Below are 23201 nucleotides of genomic sequence, written 5' to 3'. Positions count from 1 at the left end.
CGATTCAGGATTTGCGCTTGCGCTCCATGGCCACCTGGGAGACCTGGAAGCCGAGCTTTTCGTAGAAGGTGCTGACGCCGTCGCGGCCGGCGCGCAGCACCCAGGTCACGTCGTCCTGGTCGCCCATGGCGGCCTGGACGAGGGCCCTGCCGATGCCGCGGCCCCGGTGGGAGCCGGCGACGACGACCATGGAGATATAGCCGTTGAAGAGGCCGTCGGTGATGGCGCGCAGGAAGCCGACGACCTGGCCCTCGTCGATGGCAACGAGGGCGATTTGAGAACGCTGGATCAGTTCTGCAAAGACGCCGGCATCGGCGACGCGTTTGCCCCAGTGGTTGGCAGCCAGCAGATGCCGCGCCGTCTCGATCTCGTCGGGCCGGATGGGACGGATGTTCATGAGTCTTGCGTCGAGGCCGTCGTGTATTGCGGGCCGAGCGCTGGGCCTGCCATGGGCCAGAGGCCCATGTCCTTCCGTAGGCACAAGCAGTCCGCAGGGACTGCTTGTGTCCGACTCCAGTTCCCGAGCCGGCCCGGCTGGCGATGTGCTTGCCGGTCGAGCCGGCAAGCATCGCCGTCCCCTCGGGGGCTTCGGCCGGACACATGCCGCAGCGCGGTCTGCAAGACCGGCCAACGTACGCGTTGGACGAGGGGCCTCATGCCTAGCCTCCAAACATCATGCGATGGGCGAGAGCGCGCTTCAGCGGCGGCGCCAGCTCCAGCCCGGCCAGGGCCAGCCCCCGCAGCGCCGGCAGTCCCGGCAAGCGCCAGGCAAAGCTGCGGGCCAGGAAATCGGTGGCGGCGATCATCGGCCAGCGGTCCGGCGCACGCTGCCAGTCGATGTGAGCCAGCACGGCGTCCAGGCTCTGCGCCGTCTCGCTCGCCTCTCGCAGCGCGTCCACCAGGGCCTGGGCATCGCGCAGCCCGAGGTTCAGCCCCTGGCCGGCCACGGGATGCAGGGTCTGGGCGGCATTGCCGATGCGCAGGGCCCGGCCCTGCAGCAGCCGCGTCTCGGCGTTCAGGCCCAGCGGAAAACACTTCAGCGGCGAGATGCCGGTCAGCGTTCCCGCCACGGCCGGCAGCTGCTGCTGGATGACGATCAGGCGCTGGGCGTCGTTCAGCGAGGCGATGTCGTCCTCGGCCTGGGGCAGGCACCAGACCAGAGCCGCGCGCGGGCCTTGCGAGTCGTCGGGCAGGGGAAGGAGGGCGAGCGGCCCGTTGCGCGTGAAGCGCTCGATGGCCAGGCCGCGCAGGCCCGGCGCGCCCAGGCGCACCTGGCCGACCCAGGCGTTCTGGTGGTAGTCGCTGGTGATGGATTTGCGGTCCTGCTCGGCGAACACGCCGCCCTCGGCGACGACGGCCAGGTCGAAGCGGTCCACCACCGGCCCTTCGCCGCAGTCCAGCTCGACGCCACCGGCATCGGAACGGATGGCATGCACGGCCGTCGAAAAACGCGTGAACAGCCGGTCTCGCTGGCTGTCGGCCAGATCCAGCCAGCGCTGCTGCAATGGCGCGACCAGGGCGCCATAGGGCAGCACGGCGCCGAGCTGGGGCAGGCCCTGATCGGCGGCGCTGATGCGCACCTCGCCGGCGATGGGCGAGGGCGGGGCCTGGCTGACGTGCACGGTCTGGATGGCCTGGGCCGACTCGGGCCGCCAGGCCGAGAGGCGCTGCAGCAGCCGGATGCTGCCGAGGTTCAGCGCCAGCGTGCGCGCGTCGCCGCTGATGTCGCGATCCACGGCGCGGGTGTCGAAGAGATGGATTTCCGTGCCTGCCAGGCGTTCGGCGGCCAGAAGGGCGAGGGCGAGGCCGGCAGGCCCCGCGCCGATGACAGCTAACTTCATGGGCTCAACGATACCTGTCGACGATACGGGCCAGCCCGCCATCGGCCTGCAGGGCGGCCAGCGCCGCGTCCAGATCGGCGAGGGCGAGGGGCGCATGAGGCGACAGCGCGCAGGCCGTGCGCCACTGGGCCACGACCAGGGGCGGGTGCAGGGCCACCGGCACCTCGCCGCGGCGCAGCAGGTATTCGAAGCTGGCGCGGCCGACCAGGGCGTGGTCGACGCGGCCGAGAGCCAGCTTGCGCAGCAGGCTTTGCAGATTGGGGCCGTCGTCGCGCAGAAAGCCCTTGCCGAGCGCGGCGGCCACCTCGGTGTATTCGAAGCCGGCGATGGTGCCGATGCGCTGGCCGGCCACGTCCCGCAGCCGCAGGGGTGCCGGGCCGCGGCGCGCCGTGACGAGGAGCTCGCCGTCCTCCAGGAAAGGCCGGCTCCACTGCAGCGGCCCGGGCAGCCAGGCGGGCAGATAGGTGCAGATGAGGTCGGCCTCCTCGCCGGCCAGCAGCAGGGGGCCGACGCGGCGGCGCGGCACGACGCGAAAGCGCAGCGGGCGGCCCAGGCGCTGGCCGATCTCGACGGCGATGTCGTGCTGCAGCCCGTCCACAACCTGGCCGTCGTGGATCAGGGCCTGGGGCATCTGCACGCTGCTGTCGACGAGCACGACCAGGGGCGCATCCGCCGCGGCCGCCGTGGCCGGCGCGCATGCGGCCAGCAGCAGTTGGCGCCGAGTCAGCCCCAAGGCCAGCCTCAGCGGAAGCGCTCGACGATGCGCGCCAGGCTGCCGTCCGCCTGCATGGCGGCCAGGGCCGCGTCGAGCTGGGGCAGGGGCAGGGTGCTGCGCGGCGACAGCGCGCAGGCGGTGCGCAGCCTGGCGATCACAAGCGGCGGGTGCAGCTCCAGCGGCAGCTCACCGCGCCGCTGCAGGTATTCGAAGGTGACGCGGCCGACGATGGCGTGGTCGATGCGGCCGGAGGCGAGCTTGCGCAGATTCGTGATCAGGTTGGGGGCGTCGTCGCGCACGAAGCCCGACCCCAGGGCCGTCTCGGTCTCGGGATAGAGGAAGCCCGACACCGTGCCGATGCGCTGGCCGGCGACGTCCTGCAGCTGGGCCGGGGCCGGGCGGCGCGTGGCGCTGACCAGCATGTCGGCATCGTCCAGATAGGGGCGGCTCCATTGCAGCGGCCCGGGCAGCCAGCCGGGGATGTAGTTGCAGATCAGGTCGGCCTCCTGGCCCTGATCCAGCAATTGGGCGATGCGCCGCCGCGGCACGAGGCGAAAGCGCACCGCGCGGCCCAGGCGCTGGCCGAGCTCGACGGCCAGCAGGTATTGCAGGCCGTCCACCGGCCGGCCGTCCTTGAACCGGGCCTGGGGCATCTCGAGGCTGCCGTCGACCAGCACGTGCAGGGTCGGCTCGCCGGCGCGCGCGCTGCCGACGCCGGCCAAGCTGACCAGCAGCAGGCTGCGTCTTGACACGCGTCCCGGCAGCGTCATCGATCTCCCGTCCCGCGCCCCGCCTGCGGTGCGCCTGGGGCCATTGTGGCCACGTGCCGACAAGGACGGACGGGCCGGCTTAAGCTGTCGCTTTTGCGCATCTCAGCCCCAGGAACTCTCCATGCAATACCGCCGTCTCGGCCGCGCCGGCCTCCAGGTTTCCGAACTCTCCCTCGGCTCCTGGGTCACGTATCACAACCAGGTCGGCACCAAGGCCGCCACCGAGATGCTGGCCGCCGCCTTCGATGCCGGCATCAACTTCTTCGACAACGCCGAGGTCTATGCCCAGGGCGAGAGCGAGGTCGTCATGGGCCAGGCCTTCAAGGCCCTGGGCTGGAACCGCCTGGACTACATCGTCTCCAGCAAGTTCTTCTGGGGCCTGCAGCGTGACGGCGTGACCGTGAACCGCAAGGACACGCTGAACCGCAAATACCTGATGCAGGCGGTGGACGGCTCGCTCAGGCGCATGCAGCTCGAGCACCTGGACCTGATCTACTGCCACCGCCCCGACCCGAACACGCCCATCGAGGAAACCGTCTGGGCCATGAGCGACATCATCCGCCAGGGCAAGGCGCTGTACTGGGGCACCAGCGAATGGAGCGCCAGCGACATCCGCGCCGCCTGGGAGATCGCCGAGCGCCACCATCTGCACAAGCCCGTCGTCGAGCAGCCGCAGTACCACCTCTTCCACCGCCGCAAGGTCGAGCAGGAATACGCCCGCTTGTACGAGGACACGGGTCTGGGCCTGACGACCTGGAGCCCGTTGGCCTCGGGCCTGCTGACCGGCAAATACCGCGCCGGCATCCCGGCCGGCAGCCGTGGCGCGCTGGAGAACATGAGCTGGATGCGCGAGCAGCTGCAGGACAAGGCCAAGAACGACGCCGTCGGCAAGCTGTCCGAGATCGCCGCCGAGCTGGGCTGCAACACCGCCCAGTTGGCCATCGCCTGGATCAACCGCAACCCGCGCGTGTCCACCGTCATCCTGGGCGCCAGCCGCATCGAGCAGCTGCATGACAACCTCGGCGCGCTGGCGGTCACGTCCAAGCTGACGCCCGAGGTGCTGGAGCGCATCGACGCCATCACCAAGCCGCTTGCGCAGTAATCATTCACATGATCTGAGGGCAAGACCCGGCCGGCTGCGGCCTTTTGCTGGCTGAGAATGCCGGGCATGAGGGTCTTGATAACAAAAGGGTGTGCAGCCCTTCTGATCGCCGTTGGGTTGGCCGGCGCGGCGCAAGCCGTCGTGCCGCGCTTCGAACCCATCGGTGAGCCGGGCGCGGTCAGGGACAACGTCGTCTCGGCGCTGGCGCTGGACGCCCGTGGCCTGCTGTGGGCCGGGTCGCCCGAAGGCCTGCTGCGCTTTGACGGCTATGCCTTCCGCCGCTATCCGCTGGCCGGCCCCGACGGCCAGCTGCTGCCCGAGCAGTTCGTGCGCGCCATGCTGCCCGACCCGCGCGGCTGGATGTGGGTGGCCGCCGGCAACAGCGGCCTGGTGCGCCTGGACGTGGCCAGCGGCCGTTGGGACCGCTGGGCCCGCGACGGCAAGTCGGCCGACGAGACCGCGCCCGCCGCCAACACCGTGCGCACCTTCGCGCTGGAGAAGGACGGCACGCTGTGGATAGGCGGCAGCGGCGGCCTGGACCGCTTCGACATCAAGACCCAGCGCTTCACCCACCAGCGCGGCAAGGAAGACGGCCTGCCCGACCCGCGCGTACAGACCCTGCTGGTCGACCGCCAGGGCACGCTGTGGATAGGCACCTGGCGGGGCCTGGCGCGCAAGGCCGCCGACGGCCCCATCGAGACCCTGGACGTCGGCCTCTCGGACCAGCTCATCACCCTGATCAGCGAGTCGCTGGACGGCCGCATCATCATCGGCACGGCCCAGGGCCGGCTGCGGGCCCTGTCGCCCCAGGGCCAGCCCTTGCCCTTCAGTCCCGGCGCACAACCCGGTGCCACCTCGGGGGTCTGGCCCGTCATGGCCATGGCCCAGCCCGATGCCGATGAGCTGTGGTTCGGCGATGCCTCGGGCGTGTCGCGCCGCCGCGCCACCGACGGCGCCCTGATCGAGCGCCTGCCGGCCACCGGCGCCGGCACCGCACCGCGCAGCGATGTGCGCGCGCTGATGCGTGACCCTTCCGGCACCGTCTGGGCCGGCAGCTATGGCGGCGGCCTGATGCGCCATGTGCCGTCGCTGCCGGGCCTGTCCATGGTGCGCGAGGCCATCGGCTCGGTCTCCGGCGGCCTGGACGTGCGCAGCATCCTGCAGCTGGACAACGGCGAGATCTGGCTGGGCACGCTGGCCGGTGGCATCGAGCGCCGCGACCGCGACCTGATGCCGCTGGGCCTGGTGGCCCAAGGCGGCGGCGGCCTGCCTTCGGGCCGGGTCAATGCGCTGGGGCAGAGCAAGGACGGCTCGGTCTGGGTCGCCATCGACACCCAGCTGCTGCGCTTCGACACGCAAGGCCGCTGGAAGGAGACGCTGCGCAGCGGCAATGCCGTGCCGCGGCGCTTCCAGGCGACGGAAGACGGCGCGCTGTGGATCGCCACGCTGGACGGCCTGATGCGCTGGACGCCCGGACACCCGCAGATGCGCGCCATCCCGACGGCCGGGCTGGTGGGCGGCACCGGCGAAGTCAATGCCTTCGCGATCCTGCCCGACGGCAGTCTGTGGGCGGGCGGGGCGGCCGGCCTGTTCCGCGTCGCCAAGCCGGGCTCGGACGAACCCGTGGCCGAATGGGTGGAGCCCAAGGGCCTGACCGGCCAGACCGTGCTGGGCATGGCCGTCGACCTGGCCGGGCGCCTGTGGGTGGACACCGGCACCGGCCTGCACCGCCTCATCGACAGCGACGGCAAGAAGGCGCGCTTCGAAGTCGTCGGCGCCTCCGACATCGGTGGCGCCTTTGGCGCCAACCTGCTGTTCGACAAGCAGGGCCGCATCTGGTCGCAGCGCAATATGTACGACCCGCGCACCGGCGAGCGCCGCGAACTCGGCGCGGCGGATGGCGCCGACCTCGGCACCGGCTGGTTCCGCGCCTACGCCAAGCTGGACGACGGCCGCATGCTGTTCGGTGGCGCCCGCGGCCTGCTCGTCATCGACCCCGACCGCTTCTCGCCCTGGACCTACAAGCCGCCGCTGGTCGTCTCGGAATTGCGCGTCGACGGCGCGGAGCGTCCCCTGCCCGTGGGCGGCGCCGACATCGTGCTGGCCCCCGGCGAACGCGGCCTGAGCCTGGCTTTCGCTTCGCTGGACTACAGCCAGCCCAGCCGCAACCGCTATCGCTACCGTCTGCAGGGCCTGGACGCCGCCTGGATAGACGCCGGCCTGCTGGGCCGCACGGCGGCCTATACCAATCTCGCGCCGGGTTACTACCAGCTGCAGGTGCAGGGCAGCAACCGCGACGGCGCCTGGAGCGTCAACGAACTGAAGATCGGCATCGACGTGCGCGCCGCCTGGTGGCAGACGCGCTGGGCCATGGCCGGGGCCGTCGTCGCCGCCGTGCTGCTGGTGGCCCTGATCGTACGCATGCGCACCCGGCTGCTGCTGCGCCACCGCCGCGTGCTGGAGGCGCGTGTGCACGAGCGCACCGAGGCGCTGGAAGCTGCCACCGCCGAGCTGCACCGCAAGTCCATCGAGCTGGAAGAGGCCAGTCTGACCGACCCGCTGACCGGCCTGCGCAACCGCCGCTTCCTGGACCGCCAGATGCCAGCCGACGTGGCCATGACGCTGCGCCATTACGAACCCCCGGCGGCCCAGGACCCCGACAACGAGCAGGACCTGCTGTTCTTCCTCATCGACATCGACCACTTCAAGCGCATCAACGACGCCCATGGGCATATGGCCGGCGACGCCGTGCTGGAGCAGATGCGCGGGCGCCTGGAGCAGGTCTTCCGTGCCACCGACTACCTGGTGCGCTGGGGCGGCGAGGAGTTCCTCATCGTCGCCCGCGGCACGCCGCGCCGGCGTGCCGCCGAGCTCGCCGAGCGCGCCCGCCAGGCCGTCTCGGCCCAGGCCTTCGAGCTGGGCGGCGGCCTGAACCTGGTCCTGACCTGCTCGGTCGGCTTCTCTGCCTTCCCCTTGTGCACCCGGCTGCCGCGCGCGCTGGACTGGCATGCCGCCATCGACCTGGCCGACGCGGCCCTCTACGACGCCAAGGACACCGGCCGCAACGCCTGGGTCGGCCTGCTGCAGGCCACGGCCGGCAGCGAGGACGAGCTGCGCCAGGACATCCGCCGGCCCCTGGAGGCCTGGGCCGCCAGCGGCCGGCTGACGCTGCTGCGCTCGGGCCGCAGCTAGGGCTGGCTTCGGCGGGCGGCGCTTCCTAACATCGCCGCCATGCAAGCGCCCGCCGCCGCTTCCGCGCCGCTGTCCTTCGGCCATGCGGCCGTGGCGCGGCGCCTCGTCGCCGCGCTGGAGGCCAGCCTGCAGCCCGGTGCCGGCAGCAGCACCGAGCCGGCCCTGGTCATCGGCGTCTTCGGCGAATGGGGCGCGGGCAAGAGCCGGCTGCTGCAGACGGTGGCCGGCTCGCTGTCCCCGGGCGATGGCCAGACCGCCCTCAATGTCGTCGTGCCCTTCAACGCCTGGCGCTATGAGCGCGAGGAGCATCTGCTGGTGCCGCTGCTGCGCGTGGCCCAGCAATGCTTGAGCAAGGCGCTGGAGGCCAGCGTCCCCGAGGACATCCGCCGCGCCGAGCGCCTGTCGGACCGCTTCATCCTGCTCGGCGAACTGGCCCAGACCGTCTACCAGCATGGCGGCCGCGAGTTGCTGCAGACGGCGCTGGCGACCCAGGGCGTGGTCTTCAAGCTGCCGGAGCTGAAGAAGGACCCGAACAAGCCCGAGCCGCCCTTCTGGGAGCGTTGGCGCCTGCGCCGCGAGGCCCTCAAGCGCGAGCGCCTGCTGCAGACGCCGGTCAACCAGCTGAACAGCCTCTACTACGACTTCCTCGAGCATCTGAAGGCCGTGACGGGCCGCAATCCCAAGGCCCTGGCCTTGCATCGCGAGCGCCTGAAATACGGCGGCCTGGGCTGGTGGCCGCGCCTGAACTACGGGCTGCGCCGGCTCGGCATCTGGCTCGGGACCGGCGAGACGCCCAAGGACCAGGACTTCCAGGTCAACCTCGTCTTTCTCGTCGACGACCTCGACCGCTGCCTGCCCGACAAGGCCGTCGAGGTGCTGGAGGCCATCAAGCTGTTCCTCGAGGTGGAGGGCTGCGCCTTCGTGCTGGCCCTGGACGAGGAAGTGGTCGAGCGCGGCATCGCGCATCGCTACCGCGACTATTCCCTGCAGGGCAAGGAGGGCATGACGCCCATCACCGGCGCCGAGTACCTCGAGAAGCTGGTGCATCTGCCGGTGCGCCTGCCCCGGCCCACGGGTGCCGCGGCGCGCGACTTCCTGGCCGGCAAGTGGCCGGACTGGTTCGCCGACGCCTCGGCCCAGGCCAACGACCTCGCCACGCTGGTGGCTGCCGTCACGCCCGGCGTGCCGCGCAAGCTGCACCGCATGACCGCGCTGCTGGCCCTGGCCGAGTCCCTCGGGGCCGGCGACGCCAAGACGCCGCGCCGCCGCGAGTGGCTGGCCATCGTCTGCGCGCTGCAGCTGTTCGCGCCTGCCCTGTATCGCTATCTGCGCCTGCATGGCGCGCGGCTGCTCATCACGCTGGCCGACTGGCGCACCGACGCGCTGTTCCGCGACGTGGCCGGCCTGCGCAAGGCCCTGCAGCAGCAGGTGCTGGCCGTGGATTCGCCGGCCCAGCTGCAATACCGCCTCGTGCTGATGCGACTGCCCGATCTGTGCGAGGCCGTCATGCTCAACCGCTCGGGCTTCGACCTGCTGGAGCTGCTGGCGCGCGTCGGTGAATTGCACGAGAAGGCGGCGCTGACGGGAGCCCAGCTCGGGGCGCTCATGGTGTTCACCGAAGTCGAAGCAGCGGCGGAAGCCGCGGCGGCCGTGCCACCCGTGGCGGCGGCCACCCCGGCTGTCGCCGTGCCTGCTGAAATGGCCGTGCCGCCCGTGACGGCCGAGATGCCGGCCGCCGCAGGCCCCGTCATCGCGCCGGCCGCCGCGGCGCCGGCGCCTACCCAGCCCCAGGCGGGCGGCGTCATCGAGCCCGTCGAGCCGGCCATGCCGACGACGGCACCGCTGGAGGCCCGCCTGGAGAACGAGCGGGCGCTGGTGGAGGCGGTGAACTCGGGCGAGCTGGAACTGGTGCGCGTCGCGCTGTCGCGCGAGGGTGCGGCCATGAGCGGCCGCGTCATCTCGTACGCGCTATGGGGCCAGCTGCGCGCCAGCCGTTTGATGGAGCAGGTGGATGCCTGGGTCCAGCGCGGCGCGCCGGCCGATGCGACCCAGTTCCTGCTGCAGGAGCTGCGGCCCCATCTGTCGCAGGTGGCGGCCTTCGACCTGCTGCGCGATTTCGGCGCCCCCGTGCAGCGCGTCCTCAAGCGGCCCGACTGGGCCCAGGATGTGCGCGTTGGCGACGGCAACGTCGGCCTGCTGGCGCCCGCGTTCGTCGCGGGCCAGGAGGTCTGGCTGGAGACGGTGCGCAGCCATTCGGCGGCCGAGTGGCATATCCCGCGCGGCTGGGCCTGCGCGACCCACCATCTGGAAAGCGGCGAGGGGCGCCCAGGGCTCAGCTTCGGCTCGGACGAGCGCTACGGCGTGCACGCCGCCATCCACCTCGGCGACCTGGAGCAACGCCTGCGCTGGGTGCCCGCGGGCAAGTCGGCCATGGGCTCGCCCAAGGGGCCGCCGGAGGAGGGCGAACTGCGCACCATCAGCCTGAGTCGCGGCTTCTGGATGGCCAACACGGCCTGCTCGGTGGCGCTGTGGTCGCGCGTGATGGGGACGGTGGCGACGGGTGACGGAAACCTGCCCATGACCGGCATCAGCGCCGCGGACATCGAAGGATTCCTCACCCGGCTGGGGCAGGCGCTGCCAGGCTGCGAATGCCGCCTGCCCAGTGAAGCCGAGTGGGAAGCCGCCTGCCGCGCCGGCAGCCGCACGGCCTGGGCTTTTGGCAACGAGGTGGGGCCTCAGCATGTGCACGCCGCCAGCTCGACGGCTCTGCCGGTGGCGGGCCTGGGACCCAATGCCTGGGGCTTCTTCCAGATGCATGGCAATGTGGCCGAGCTGTGCCGTGACCTGCTGGACGACGGACAGCGCACGGCGGAGTCGTGGCTCGACCCCGAAGGGCCACCGGGCATCGAGAGCACCTGGCATGCCGTGCGGGGCGGGTCCTTCCGCACGCGCATCGAGCAAACCCGTTCCGCCGCCGTGGAACGCGTCGGCCGCAACGCCGACCGCGACGACATGGGCTTTCGCTTCATCGTGCGCGCCCGCACCGGCGTGGATCAGCCGCCGGCCTGATCCAGGGGCGGCCCCCAGCCGAAGGGCTCCGGCAGGGCGGCCAGGATGCGCTGGCGCAGCGGCGCATAGGCCTCGTCCACCGGCTGGCCCGCGCGTGGCGCCAGCGGATCCTGGTGGCTGCCGAAGGCCTCGTCCAGTTCGGCCCAGTCGTTGGGGCGGAACACCCGCGCCGCCAGCGGCAGGATCTCGGTCTCTTCGCGCTTCATGTGACGCAGATAACGCGCCGAGTACACGCCCAGCTGCTGCTCGAACTTGTCGCGCCGCGCCGCGCCCATCTGCTCCCAGGCCAGCAGGCTGTGCTGCAGCTCGCGGATGGCGCGTTCGCCCTGGGCATGGTCGACCTCCAGGTCGTCCAGCGTGTCGCGCAGCTCGGGCGCCAGCGCGCGCAGCTTGGGAAAGAGCAGCTTGCTTTCCTTTTTGTGATGCAAGCGTTCCGGAAATTCGTCGACATAGAACAGCATGGCCCGCAGCGCGCCGAAGTCGGGCGGCGTGCCGGCCCGGCGCTGGGCAGCCAGCAGCAGCGGCAGCGTGCGCAGCATGGCTGCGAGGGCGTCGTGCTCGGCGCGGATGACGCGCACGGCCAGGGGCATGGGCGTGGGAGACATGCCTCAAGCGTCGCGCCGGAAAGGACAACTGGTATTGCGTTGGATCAAGCCGCGGCCAAGCACCCCCGTAAAATCCCGGGCTTTGCCCTTCCAGCCCAAGAAAGCCCCGGCCATGACCGTCACGACCGCCTCCCCCACTCTCATGGCCAATGCGATCCGCGCGCTGGCGATGGACGCCGTGCAGGCGGCCAACTCCGGCCACCCCGGCGCCCCGATGGGCATGGCCGACATCGCCGTGGCGCTGTGGGCGCGTCATCTGAAGCACAACCCGGCCAACCCGCACTGGGCCGACCGCGACCGCTTCGTGCTGTCCAACGGCCACGGCTCCATGCTGATCTACGCGCTGCTGCACCTGACGGGCTATGAGCTGCCCATCGAGGAGCTGAAGGCCTTCCGCCAGCTGCACAGCAAGACCCCCGGCCACCCCGAAGTGGGCATCACCGTCGGCATCGAGACGACGACGGGCCCGCTGGGCCAGGGCGTGACCAACGCCGTCGGCCTGGCCCTGGCCGAGAAGCTGATGGCGCGCGACTTCAACCGCGACGGCCATGAGATCGTCAACCACCACACCTATGTCTTCCTCGGCGACGGCTGCCTGATGGAAGGCATCTCGCACGAAGCGGCCGCCCTGGCTGCTTCGTGGAAGCTGAACAAGCTGATCGCCGTCTACGACGACAACGGCATCTCCATCGACGGCCAGGTCGCCCCCTGGTTTGGCGACGACACTGCCAAGCGCTTCGAGGCCTATGGCTGGAATGTCGTCGGCCCGGTGGACGGCCATGACATCGACGCCGTCGACAAGGCCATCGCCAAGGCCAGGAAGAGCAAGGACAAGCCGACGCTGATCATCGCCAAGACGGCCATCGGCAAGGGCAGCCCCAACCGCGCCAACACGAGCAAGGCCCATGGCGAGCCGCTGGGCGCCGAGGAGATCAAGCTGACCCGCGAGGCTCTCGGCTGGACCCACGAGCCCTTCGTCGTGCCGCCCGAGGTCTACACGGCGTGGGATGCCAAGTCGGCCGGCGACCGCGCCGAGGCCGAATGGGACGTGCGCTTCGACGCCTATGCCGAAGCCCACCCCGAGCTGGCCGCCGAATTCCAGCGCCGCATGGCCGGCGTGCTGCCCGCCGACTTTGCCCAGATCGCCGTCGATGCCGTCGTCAAGGCCCATGCCGAGGCCCAGACCGTCGCCAGCCGCAAGGCCAGCCAGCTGGCCCTGGAAGCCTTCACGCTGAAGCTGCCCGAGATGCTGGGCGGCAGCGCCGACCTGACCGGCTCCAACCTGACCAACACGTCCAGCACGCCGGCCCTGCGCATCGCCGCCGACGGCACGCCCAACAACGGCCGCCACATCAACTACGGCGTGCGCGAGTTCGGCATGGCCGCCATCATGAACGGCATCGCCCTGCACGGCGGCTTCATCCCCTATGGTGGCACCTTCCTGACCTTCAGCGACTACAGCCGCAACGCCATCCGCATGGCCGCGCTGATGAAGACCCGCGTCATCCACGTGATGACCCACGACTCCATCGGCCTCGGTGAAGACGGCCCGACCCACCAGTCCATCGAGCATGTCGCTTCGCTGCGCCTGATCCCTGGCCTGGACGTCTGGCGCCCGGCCGACACGACCGAGACGGTGGTCGCCTGGACCATGGCCCTGGGCAATGCCCAGCGCCCCAGCCTGCTGGCGCTCTCCCGCCAGAACCTGGCCTACTCGCCCAAGACGAATGTGGACGAGATCGCCAAGGGTGCCTATGTGCTGGCCGAGCCGGCCAAGGGCAAGGCCAAGGCCGTCATCATCGCCACCGGCTCGGAAGTGCAGCTGGCCATGGCCGCCAAGGCCCTGCTGGCCGAGGAGGGCATCAAGGTGCGCGTCGTCTCCATGCCGTCGACCAATGTCTTCGACCGCCAGGACAAGGACTACAAGAAGAGCGTGCTGCCCAAGGGCCTGCCGCGCGTGGCCGTCGAGATGGGCGTCAGCGACTTCTGGTGGAAGTACGGCGTGGACGCCGTCGTCGGCATCGACAGCTTCGGCGAATCGGCCCCGGCCGGCGTGCTGTTCAAGCACTTCGGCTTCACGCCGGAAAACGTCGCCGCCACGGTCAAGGCGGTGCTGAAGAAGAAGTGATGCAAGCCGTCGCGCCCGGCCCGCGCGCGGCGACGGCCTGACGGTGCACATCAAGGCCTGCGGCGGCGCCGCGGGCCTGCCAGCGCAGTCGCGCCCAGGGCGCGGTGGGGTGCTGGAGAGCCAGCGGCGCGAGGTGCCGAACGCGTTGGCCGCCCTCCAAATGCCCGGCACCGGCACGAGCCGGCGGTGCGGGGTGAATGCCGATGGGCAAAACTCCCGCGAAGAAGTCCAATCAGTCCTGATTTCTGGGAGGTCCGGAGGGCAGATGATGGCGACTGAAGACTTCTTGCGCGCGCGTCCAGGCGGCCGCGCCCTGGCGCGGAGGCAGCCGGCGTATGACGAGTTGGCTCCATAGCTTCGTCGCATCGTTCGCCGCTCTTGCCTCGATCGCCAGCGGCGGGCCCGCCCAGGCGCAAGACATCAGCGTCGTCGAGGTGGCGCTTGTCGCCGGCCCGCCGATTCCCTTCTACCCTCTGCCGTCGCCGCCCGCTTCCGTTGCAGCCCAGCGGGTGGTGCAGGACGAGTTCGGCTTCCTGTGGCTGAGCGCCGCGGACGGATTGCGGCGCTACGACGGCTACGATTTCATGAAGGTCCCCGAGGGCCCGCGGGCGAACGGCGTCGGCTACATCATCGGCCAGTCGTTCATCAAGGATCGTGCGGGCCGGCTGTGGATCGGCGCCGACGATTCGCTCAGTCGCTATGACCCCGCGACCGGCAGCTTCACGCAATACCGCTCACCCAACGAGGCCTGCGGGACCGTCGCGATCACCCACGACATCAGCGAGGATGAGGACGGCGTGGTCTGGCTGGCGACGGACGACGGCGTGACGGCCCTGGACCCGGTCACGTCGAAGACGACTTGCCACAGGCCGCGCCACACACCCGGTCTCGGCGAGACGCGTGTCATCGCGACGCTGGCGCTGCGCGACGGCACGCTCTGGGTCACGAGCACCGAGGGCCTGCACGTGCTGGACCGGCGCTCGGGCAAGGTCACGCGCCATATCAAGCTTGAAACCCGCTCCGGGCGCAAGTTCGTTGCCACCGGATTCCCGTCCAAGCCCTTTCTCGACAGCCGCGGAACGCTGTGGTTCGGCCTGTCCTCCGGCGGGGACCTCGCCTCGGTCGACGTGGCCAGCGGCGAGGTCACGGTCTATGCGTTCAGGGGGGGCGGGCTGCGGCCGGACGCGTCCTCCGGCGTCGTGTCCATCCAGGAGGGCGACGACCGGGCACTCTGGCTGGGCACCAACAAGCTCGGGCTCGTGAAGCTGGCGCCGGACCGCACGCAGGCGATCGGATACCAGGGTGACCCGGACGACCCCGATGGCTTGCGCGGCGACCTCGTGGCCGGCGTGTTCCGGGATCGTGACGGCAGCTTCTGGTCGACGACGCGCTCGGGGGCCGTCTACCGCTTCGACACCGAGCGTCCGCGTTTCCGGTCCTACCGCCACCAGCAGGCGGACCCGCACAGCCTTGGCAAGGGCTCGGTGACGGCGGCCTACGCCGAAGATGACCAGACGCTGTGGATCGGCACCGACCGAGGCCTGAACCGCGTCGACCGCACGAACGACCGGGTGACGCAGATCGAGCTGCCGGTCTTCGCCCGGGGCGTCAGGGCGATCGCGGCGGACCGCGCAGGCCATCTCTGGTTTGGCACCTTCGGCAACGGCCTGGTCCGCCTGGACAGGCAGTCGGGGCAGTACACGACGTACACCCACGCCGCGTCGGACCCGCGCTCGCTGAACCACGACCGTATCGCGGCCTTGTGGGTCGACCGGGGCGACACCTTGTGGGTCGCCACGGACTTCGGTCTGAGCCGCTGGGAGCCGGCGACGGACAAGTTCTCGACCTTCAGTCCGCAACCCGGAACCCTCGTCCAGTACCGCTCCATCTCGGAGGACGCCAGCGGCATGCTGTGGCTGGCGACCTCGTCGCATGGCCTGCAGCGTTTTGATCCACGCACGGGCAGCTTCAAGGTCTTCGACCAGGAACTCCGCGCCGCGCAGCCGCCCGGCCATCACCGCGTCAACGCCGTCCACGTCGACCGTGCCGGAACGTTGTGGGTCGCGACCTTCCGCGGGCTGGTCAAGTTCGACCCGCGCGATGGAACGTTCACCTCGTACGGCTCGGGCGCCGGCCTCCTCGCGGACAGCGTGGTGGGCATCCTGGAGGATGACGACGGGCAGCTGTGGGTCAGCACGCCGAACGGGCTGTCACGGTTCGATCCGCGCACCGAGGCCTTCACGAACTACCGCGCCTCCGACGGCCTGTTGACCGACCGGTTCACCGTGCCCGTGGTGGCCGCCAGGAGCTCGCGCGGCGAGTTGTTCTTCGGCTCGCAGAAGGGGCTGGTGGCGTTCTTCCCCGGCCAGGTCGTCGACCGCAAGCCCGCGCTGCCGGTGCTGCTGACTGACTTCCGCCTGTTCGGCGAGCCGGTGCTGCCGGGCAACGGGCCGCTGAAGCAGCCGATCTGGGCCGCATCCTCGCTGGAGCTGGAGCCGCGCAACATCGTGTCCTTCGACTTCGCCGCCCTGAACTACGTGGATCCGGCGCACACGCGCTACCGCTACCGGCTCGAGGGTTTCGAGACGAAGTGGAACGACACGGACGGCACGCGGCGCAGCGCGACGTACACGATGCTGCCGCCGGGCGACTACACCTTCCTCGTCCAGGCGCGCGGCACCCGTGGCGACTGGAGCGGGAGCGCGGTGCCGCTGAAGATCCACGTGCCGCCGCCGTGGTATGCGACCTGGTACTTCCGTGCCGGGTTCGCCATCCTGCTGCTGGCGGCGCTCTGGATCGCCTACCGCCTGCGGGTGCGCCAATTGCACCGCCATTTCGAGATCGCGCTTCAGGCGCGGCTCAACGAGCGGGCCCGCGTCGCGCGCGAGGTGGAGGAAGGGCTGGAGCAGCGCGTGCGCGAGCGCACCGAAGAGCTGGCCCATGCCCAGCACGCCGCCGAAGCCTCCACCCGTGCCAAGAGCGAGTTCCTGGCCAACATGAGCCATGAGATCCGCACGCCGATGAATGCCATCCTCGGCATGTCCTACCTGGCGCTGCAGACCGGCTTGGATGCGCGCCAGCGCAACTACGTCGACAAGGTGCACCGCGCGGCCGAGTCGCTGCTCGGCATCATCAACGACATCCTCGACTTCTCGAAGATCGAAGCCGGCCGGCTGGAGATCGAGGAGATCCCGTTCCGGCTTGGTGACGTGCTCGACCAGCTCGCCACGCTGGTGGGCATGCGCGCCGAGGAGAAGGGCCTGGAGCTGCTGTTTGCGCTGCCGCCCGGGCTGCCGACCGCGCTTGTCGGCGACCCTTCGCGGCTGGGCCAGATCCTGCTGAACCTGAGCAACAACGCGGTCAAGTTCACCGAGCGGGGCGAGGTCACGGTGGCGGTGGCCGAGACGGCGCGCGAAGGCGAGCGCGTCACGCTGCGCTTCGAGGTGCGCGACACCGGCATCGGCCTCGCGCCCGACGCGTGCGCGCGGCTGTTCCAGCCCTTCACGCAGGCCGACGCGTCGACCAGCCGGCGCTATGGCGGCACCGGGCTCGGGCTGGCGATCTGCCGCCACCTGGTGGAGCGCATGGGCGGCGAGATCGGGGTCGACAGCGAGCCCGGCCGCGGCAGCTGCTTCCACTTCAGCCTGCCGCTGGGCCTGCAGCCCGAGGCCGCGCCGGAGCCGCAGGATGCCGAACTGCAGGGCATGCGCGTGCTCGTCGTCGACGATCACCCGGCGGCGCGCGAGCTGCTGCGCACGCTGGCCGCGGCCTTCGGCCTGCAGGTCGAGACGGCGGCCGACGGCGCTGCGGCGCTGCAGGCCGTGGCGCGGGCCGACGCCGAGGACCGGCCGTTCAGGCTGCTGCTGCTCGACTGGCACATGCCGGGCCTGGACGGCATCGGCTGCCTGGAACGGCTGGCGCAGGCGGCCGACCGGCACGCCCCGCCGACGGTGCTGATGGTGACCGCCTTCAGCCGCGACGAGGCCGAGCGCCAGCTCACCGCCCGCGGGCTGGCGGTGGCAGGGCTGCTGGCCAAGCCGGTCACGCCCTCGGGCCTGCTGGACGCTTGCGCCAATGTGCTGGGTCGTCCGCGAGCCGGGCTCAGCCGCAACGAGCAGCGCCAGGAACTGCTGCAGGCGCGCCAGGCGGGGCTGGCCGGTGCACGTGTCCTGTTGGTCGAGGACAACCCCATCAACCAGGAGCTCGCGCGTGATCTGCTGAACCGCGCCGGCATCGTCGTCAACATCGCCGGCGATGGTCAGGAGGCGCTGAACACCCTCGCACGCGAGCGCTTCGACGCCGTGCTGATGGATTGCCAGATGCCCGTCATGGACGGCTACGAAGCGACGCGCGCGCTGCGCCGCCGCCCTGAACTGCAGGACCTGCCGGTGATCGCGATGACGGCCGACGCCATGGCCGGCGATCGCCAGAAGGCGCTGGAAGCCGGCATGAGCGACCACGTGGCCAAGCCTATCCGCGTCGATGACCTGTTCGCCACGCTGGCGCGCTGGGTGCGTCCGGCGCAGCCCGCTCCCAGGCCGCAGGCGCCGCCCGTGGCCCTGGACATGCGCGCCGGCGTGGCCGCGCTGATGGGCGACGAGGCGCTGTATCGGCGCCTGCTGCTGCTGTTCCGCCAGCGCGAGAGTGACGTCGTCGCCCGCTTCCGCGCCGCGCTTGAGCGGGACGATGGCAAGGCCGCCTTGCGCTGCGCGCACGACCTGAAGAGCGTCGCGGGCAGCCTGGGGATGCCGGCCCTGCAGCGCGCCGCCGCTGCGCTGGAACAAGCCTGCAGTCCAGATGCCGAAGCGGCGGCCCTGGAACCACTGCTGCAGGCCGTGGAGCGCGAACTCGCCGCGGTGCTGGCCCAGTTGAACGAGAAGGGTTTGAGCTGAACGCGCAGACGGCCCGGCGCGGCCTGCCGGGCCAAAATGGCGCCCGGGCGACCGGTGTGGCGATTCATTGATCTGCTGCAACGACCACGATGTGGTGCCGCGGCATGCTTATCAGGCAGGCGCAGCGGCTTCCTTGCCCACACGGCTGAAATCGCCCTGAAACCACCCTTGTTGACAGATCGCCGAGAATCGGCGACCCGCGCGAACCCATTTCTTTTCCACTGGAGACTTTCCCATGACCATCAAGATCGGCATCAACGGCTTCGGCCGCATCGGACGCATGGTGTTCCGCGCCGCCGTCGCGAACTTCAAGGACATCGAGGTCGTCGCGATCAACGACCTGCTCGAGCCCGACTACCTGGCCTACATGCTCAAGTACGACAGCGTGCACGGCAAGTTCGACGGTGAAGTCTCCGTGGACGGCAACACCCTGGTCGTCAATGGCAAGAAGATCCGCCTGACCGCCGTCAAGGACCCGTCCGAGCTGCAATGGGCCGCCGTCGGCGCCGACATCGTCGTTGAAGCCACCGGCATCTTCCTGGACAAGGCCGGCGGCGAGAAGCACCTGGCCGCGGGCGCCAAGAAGGTCATCTTCTCGGCACCGTCCAAGGATGAAACCCCGATGTTCGTCTTCGGTGTCAACCACACCAAGTACGCCGGCGAAGCCATCATCTCCAACGCCTCCTGCACGACCAACTGCCTGGCCCCGCTGGCCAAGGTGCTGAACGACAAGTGGGGCATCAAGCGCGGCCTGATGACGACCGTGCACGCCGCCACCGCCACGCAGAAGACCGTCGACGGCCCGAGCAACAAGGACTGGCGCGGCGGCCGCGGCATCCTGGAGAACATCATCCCCAGCAGCACCGGCGCCGCCAAGGCCGTCGGCAAGGTCATCCCCGAGCTGAACAAGAAGCTGACCGGCATGGCCTTCCGCGTGCCCACCAGCGATGTGTCCGTCGTCGACCTGACCGTCGAGCTGAACAACGAAGCCAGCTATGCCGACATCTGCGCCGAGTTCAAGGCCCAGAGCCAGGGTGCGCTGAAGGGCGTGCTGGGCTATACGGAAGACAAGGTCGTCGCGACCGACTTCCGCGGCGACGCCCGCACCTCCATCTTCGACGCCGATGCCGGCATCGCGCTGGACGGCACCTTCGTCAAGCTGGTGTCCTGGTATGACAACGAGTGGGGCTATTCCAACAAGGTCCTGGAAATGGTCCGTGTTGTGGCTGGTTGACCCCTCGTCCAGTCTGCCGCGCTGAACGCGGTCAGCCTGGCCGGTCCCCCGAGGGGACGGCGATGCTTGCCGGATTGACCGGCAAGCACATCGCCAGACGGGCCGGCTCGGGAGCGGCCCAGCGCTCGGCCCGAATACCGCCAGAAGGCCCGCCGCGAGCGGGCCTTTCTCATTTCTTGCGCCCCACATTTGTTTGCGATTTCCTCCATGACGGACACATAAACTGGCCGCCCGCCTGTTTGAGCCCGCCGTCATGAAGTCCCTGCGTCCGCTGCTGATTGCCACCCTGGCCGCAATGGCCTTCCCCGCCCTGGCCCAGACGGCGGAGACTGAAGCCCGCGTCATCGTGCGCTTCAAGCCCCAGGCCGACAGCGTGCGGGCCAAGGCGATGGCGCTGCGTGCCACCCGGGGCGAGGCGCGCGAGATCGCCCAGACGCGTGCCACCGCCCTGGGCATGCGCACGGGGAACCGGCTGGCGGCCGGCATCAGCCTGGACGAGCGTACCCACGTGATGGTTGCCCGGGGCATGACGAGCGCCCAGTTGGCCAAGCGGCTGGCGGCGGACGGCGAGGTCGAGCTGGTGGCCGTGGACCAGCGCCGCAAGATCGCCAGGCTGCCCAACGACCCGCTGTTCGGCGGTGCCGACGTGAACCCCGAAACGACGGTAGGCGGCATCCAGGCCCGCACCATCGACCAGTGGTACTTGAAAAAGCCCAGCGCCACGCCGGGCCAGGTGGTCTCCAGCATCAACGCGCCGGCCGCCTGGGACACCACGACCGGCACGTCCACAACAATAGTCGCGGTGCTGGACACCGGCGTGCGCATGGACCATCCCGACCTGGCGGGCCAATTCGTTGCCGGCTACGACATGATCGGCTTCGGCAGCGCCGGCACCAGCCAGCAGGCGACGTCGATTGCCATCGCCAACGACGGCGGCGGTGCCGACTCCGACCCTTCAGACCCCGGCGACTGGGTCAGCCAGGCCGACATCACCAGCGGTGCCCTGGGCAGTGGCTGCGACAGCAGCGACGTGGGCAACAGCTCCTGGCATGGCACCCGCGTGTCCGGCCTGATTGCCGCGCTGAGCAACAACGGCCAGGGCATGGCCGGCGTCGGCTGGGGCCTGAAGATCATGCCGGTGCGCGTACTGGGGAAGTGCGGCGGCTATGACAGCGACATCATGGCCGGCATGAAATGGGCGGCCGGTATCGCAGTGCCCGGCTTGCCCGCCAACGCCAACAAGGCCAAGGTGATCAACATGAGCCTGGGCGGCAGCGGCAGCTGCACTTCGCTCTACCGTGACACCGTCACCCAGGTCAACGCCGCCGGCACCACCATCGTCGTGGCGGCCGGCAATTCCGAAGGCCAGGCCGTCGGCACGCCGGGCAACTGCGCCGGCGTCATCACCGTGGCGGCTCTGCGCCATGTCGGCACCAAGGTCGGCTTCTCCAGCCTGGGCCCCGAGGTGACCGTCGCCGCGCCCGGGGGCAATTGCATCAACACCGGTGTCGGCCAGGCCTGCCTCTATCCCATGGTCAGCACGACCAATGCCGGCACGACGACGCCGGTGGCCAACGACGGCTCCTTCACGGGCAGCGCGGCCTCGGTGGGCACCAGCTTCTCGGCCCCCATCGTCAGCGGCATCGTCGGCCTGATGGCTTCGGTGCGGCCCAACCTGACCGCGGCCGAGGCGACGCAGATCCTCAAGAGCACGGCGCGGGCCTTCCCGACGACGGGTGGGGGCAGTGCGGCTGACGGCAATCCGCCGCAGTGCAAGGCACCGAGCTCCACCGCGCAGGACGAGTGCTATTGCACGACCAGCACCTGCGGCGCCGGCATGGTGGACGCCGCCGCGGCCATCGCCGCGACGGTGGCCCTGAACGGCGCCGGCGTCGTCACCATCTCCCAGAACCCCGCCAGTGGCCTGACCGCCGGCCAGACACTGACGCTGACGGCCGCGGCCGGCCTGCCGAGCGGTCGCACGGTCGCGTCGACGGCCTGGGTGCTGGTGGACGGCGGCGGCATCGTGACCGCCTTTGCCTCCGGCGCCAGCACGGCCACGGCGACGATCACACCCACGGCGGCCGGCAATTTCACGGTGCGCGCCGACGTGACCGACAACGCCGGGGCCGTCTACAGCCAGTCGGCAACCATCAGCGTCGCGGCGGCGCCTTCGTCGGGCGGTTCGTCGGGTGGTGGTGGCGGCGGCGCGGCCAGCGCGATCTGGCTGGCCGGGCTGCTGCTGGCAGCGCTGGCGCTGCGCCGCTCAGCTGTTGACCGCTGAGGCGGCGGGCGCTGCGCTGCAGGCCTTGAAGCCGGCCGCCAGGGCAGCGTCCTTGGAGGCCTTGAGCTTGGCCGCCAGCAGGCCGTCGGCCTGGTTGATGACCAGGGTGTGGCGCGTCAGCGGAGCTTTCAGCGCCAGCACGCGCAGGCCCTTGAGGCCGCGCTTGTCGAAGTTCTCGGCCTGGGCCGCCGCTTCGGCCTGGCTGGCATGCTTGCTGAGCACAAAGGCCGGCTGCTCGGCCGGCAGGCCTTCCAGCGGTTCGAATTTCAGATGCAGGCCCGTGTAGGTCGCTTCCTTGCGGGCGCGGAATTCGGGGTCGGCGAGCTTGATGGTGGCCACCACCCACACGCCGGCCTGTTCGCTGCTGCGCACCTGGGCCTCGGCGCCGGCCGTCTTCAGCGCGGCCTGCGCGGCGGCGAGGGCGGCATCGCCTTCCAGCGGGCCCAGCTCCAGGCAGCTGCGCTGGGCGGCCGCCATGGCCGCGCTGGCGGCCAGGGGCTGGATGCGTTCGGGATGCTGCTGGGCGGCCACGCGTTGGGGCTCGCGGCCGCCCTGGGCGGGCAGGCCGGTCACGGCGTCCAGCCAGCCGCGCGACCAGATGAAGAAGAGGGCGTTCACCGCCAGCAGCACGACGACGACGATGCGCATCACAGGCGGGTCTCCAGTCTCAGGCTCAGTTCACCACCGCTGCAGGGCGCGATGCCGGCGGCGGTCTCCAACAGCAGTTCGCCCCGCAGGCTGACGCCACGCGCCGTGCCGACTTGCTCGCCGACCCGCACGCGCTGGCCGGCCGTCAGGTCGCGCCGCGCAAAGGCGGCCTGCCAGGGCGCAAAGCCCAGGGAAGCAAAATCGGCCAGCAGGGCTCGCAGGGCCGGTGCCAGGCGGTCCAGTGTCGCCGCGGCCGTGGCGTCAGGGTCCAGTGTCTGCAGGGCGGCGTGGCCGCTGGCGAAGGCGGCCCGGTCGGCGTCGGCAGGCAGAGGCTGCAGATTCAGCCCGATGCCGATGACCACGCCGCGCCGCTCACCGACCAAAGGCACGGTCTCGATGAGGATGCCACCCAGCTTGGCGTCGTCCAGGAAGAGGTCGTTGGGCCACTTCAGGCGGATGCGCTCGCCGGCCGGATCCAGCACATCGGCCACCGTGCAGCCGACGGCCAGGGACAGGCCCGACAGATCCAGCTCCACAGGGAAAGTGCGGGCGATGGAGAAGGTCAGCGACGAGTCATCGCTCTGCCAGGCCCGACCCAGGCGGCCGCGGCCGGCGGTCTGGCGGTCGGCCCAGAGGATCAGCGGCCCGCCGCCGTCGCGCAGGTGGGCCAGCGCTTCGGTATTGGTCGAGCCGCATTCGGCGAGGTGGCGCCGCTCCATGG

14 protein-coding genes are annotated in these 23201 nt (G+C 70.6%); 7 read left to right on the top strand and 7 right to left on the bottom strand.

Annotated features, from left to right (window positions below):
• Nucleotides 1-4 precede the first annotated feature (4 nt).
• The 4 genes from J2X20_RS11755 to J2X20_RS11740 form a co-directional block, all read right to left on the bottom strand.
• Nucleotides 5-397: a GNAT family N-acetyltransferase gene (locus J2X20_RS11755; protein WP_310264708.1), complete on the bottom strand. Its 393-nt coding sequence runs from the start codon at nt 395-397 to the stop codon at nt 5-7.
• Between the two features lie 262 nt (nt 398-659).
• Nucleotides 660-1841, bottom strand: coding sequence for an FAD-dependent monooxygenase (locus tag J2X20_RS11750; protein ID WP_310264706.1), 1182 nt, complete (start codon nt 1839-1841; stop codon nt 660-662).
• A gap of 4 nt (nt 1842-1845) precedes the next feature.
• Nucleotides 1846-2574 carry a transporter substrate-binding domain-containing protein gene (locus J2X20_RS11745; RefSeq protein ID WP_310264704.1) on the bottom strand — a complete coding sequence of 243 codons (729 nt, stop codon included), beginning with the start codon at nt 2572-2574 and terminating at the stop codon, nt 1846-1848.
• Nucleotides 2575-2582: 8 nt separating this feature from the next.
• Nucleotides 2583-3326, bottom strand: coding sequence for a substrate-binding periplasmic protein (locus tag J2X20_RS11740; RefSeq protein WP_310264701.1), 744 nt, complete (start codon nt 3324-3326; stop codon nt 2583-2585).
• 121 nt (nt 3327-3447) lie between these two features.
• On the opposite strand from J2X20_RS11740, the gene J2X20_RS11735 reads away from it, so the two are divergent.
• The 3 genes from J2X20_RS11735 (at nt 3448) to J2X20_RS11725 (ending at nt 10689) form a co-directional block, all read left to right on the top strand.
• The gene (locus J2X20_RS11735) at nt 3448-4428 is read left to right on the top strand and encodes a potassium channel beta subunit family protein (protein WP_310264699.1); all 981 of its coding nucleotides are present in this window, start codon (nt 3448-3450) and stop codon (nt 4426-4428) included.
• Nucleotides 4429-4494: 66 nt separating this feature from the next.
• A complete protein-coding gene (locus tag J2X20_RS11730; RefSeq protein WP_310264696.1) occupies nt 4495-7620 on the top strand; it encodes a diguanylate cyclase in 3126 nt (1041 codons plus the stop codon).
• A gap of 39 nt (nt 7621-7659) precedes the next feature.
• Entirely contained in the window at nt 7660-10689 is a 3030-nt protein-coding gene (locus tag J2X20_RS11725) for a P-loop NTPase fold protein (RefSeq protein ID WP_310264694.1), read from the top strand.
• Here J2X20_RS11725 and J2X20_RS11720 read toward each other — a convergent pair.
• Nucleotides 10674-11294, bottom strand: coding sequence for a hemerythrin domain-containing protein (locus J2X20_RS11720; RefSeq protein WP_310264692.1), 621 nt, complete (start codon nt 11292-11294; stop codon nt 10674-10676). The genes J2X20_RS11725 and J2X20_RS11720 overlap by 16 nt on opposite strands.
• 112 nt (nt 11295-11406) lie before the next feature.
• Between J2X20_RS11720 and tkt the strand changes: the two genes are divergently transcribed.
• The 4 genes from tkt (at nt 11407) to J2X20_RS11700 (ending at nt 21832) form a co-directional block, all read left to right on the top strand.
• A complete protein-coding gene (gene tkt, locus J2X20_RS11715) occupies nt 11407-13422 on the top strand; it encodes a transketolase (RefSeq protein ID WP_310264690.1) in 2016 nt (671 codons plus the stop codon).
• A gap of 335 nt (nt 13423-13757) precedes the next feature.
• A complete protein-coding gene (locus J2X20_RS11710) occupies nt 13758-18314 on the top strand; it encodes a hybrid sensor histidine kinase/response regulator (RefSeq protein WP_310264687.1) in 4557 nt (1518 codons plus the stop codon).
• A 235-nt stretch (nt 18315-18549) separates the two neighbouring features.
• A complete protein-coding gene (gene gap / locus J2X20_RS11705; protein ID WP_310264685.1) occupies nt 18550-19548 on the top strand; it encodes a type I glyceraldehyde-3-phosphate dehydrogenase in 999 nt (332 codons plus the stop codon).
• A gap of 253 nt (nt 19549-19801) precedes the next feature.
• Complete coding sequence (locus J2X20_RS11700; protein WP_310264682.1) at nt 19802-21832, top strand: S8 family peptidase; 2031 nt, start codon at nt 19802-19804, stop codon at nt 21830-21832.
• On the opposite strand, the gene J2X20_RS11695 is transcribed toward J2X20_RS11700, so the two are convergent.
• Together J2X20_RS11695 and J2X20_RS11690 are read right to left on the bottom strand one after the other, a co-directional pair.
• Entirely contained in the window at nt 21815-22483 is a 669-nt protein-coding gene (locus J2X20_RS11695) for a hypothetical protein (RefSeq protein ID WP_310264680.1), read from the bottom strand. The two genes, J2X20_RS11700 and J2X20_RS11695, sit on opposite strands and share 18 nt — an antisense overlap.
• On the bottom strand, nt 22480-23199 hold the full coding sequence (locus J2X20_RS11690; RefSeq protein WP_310264678.1) for a biotin--[acetyl-CoA-carboxylase] ligase: 720 nt from the start codon (nt 23197-23199) through the stop codon (nt 22480-22482). The genes J2X20_RS11695 and J2X20_RS11690 overlap by 4 nt, the downstream gene beginning before the upstream one ends.
• Nucleotides 23200-23201 lie beyond the last annotated feature (2 nt).

Source organism: Roseateles saccharophilus (assembly GCF_031458095.1).
GTDB lineage: Bacteria > Pseudomonadota > Gammaproteobacteria > Burkholderiales > Burkholderiaceae_C > Pelomonas > Pelomonas saccharophila_A.
The sequence above is the reverse complement of the archived record's forward strand: the minus strand, read 5'-3'. Positions and strand labels throughout refer to the sequence as shown.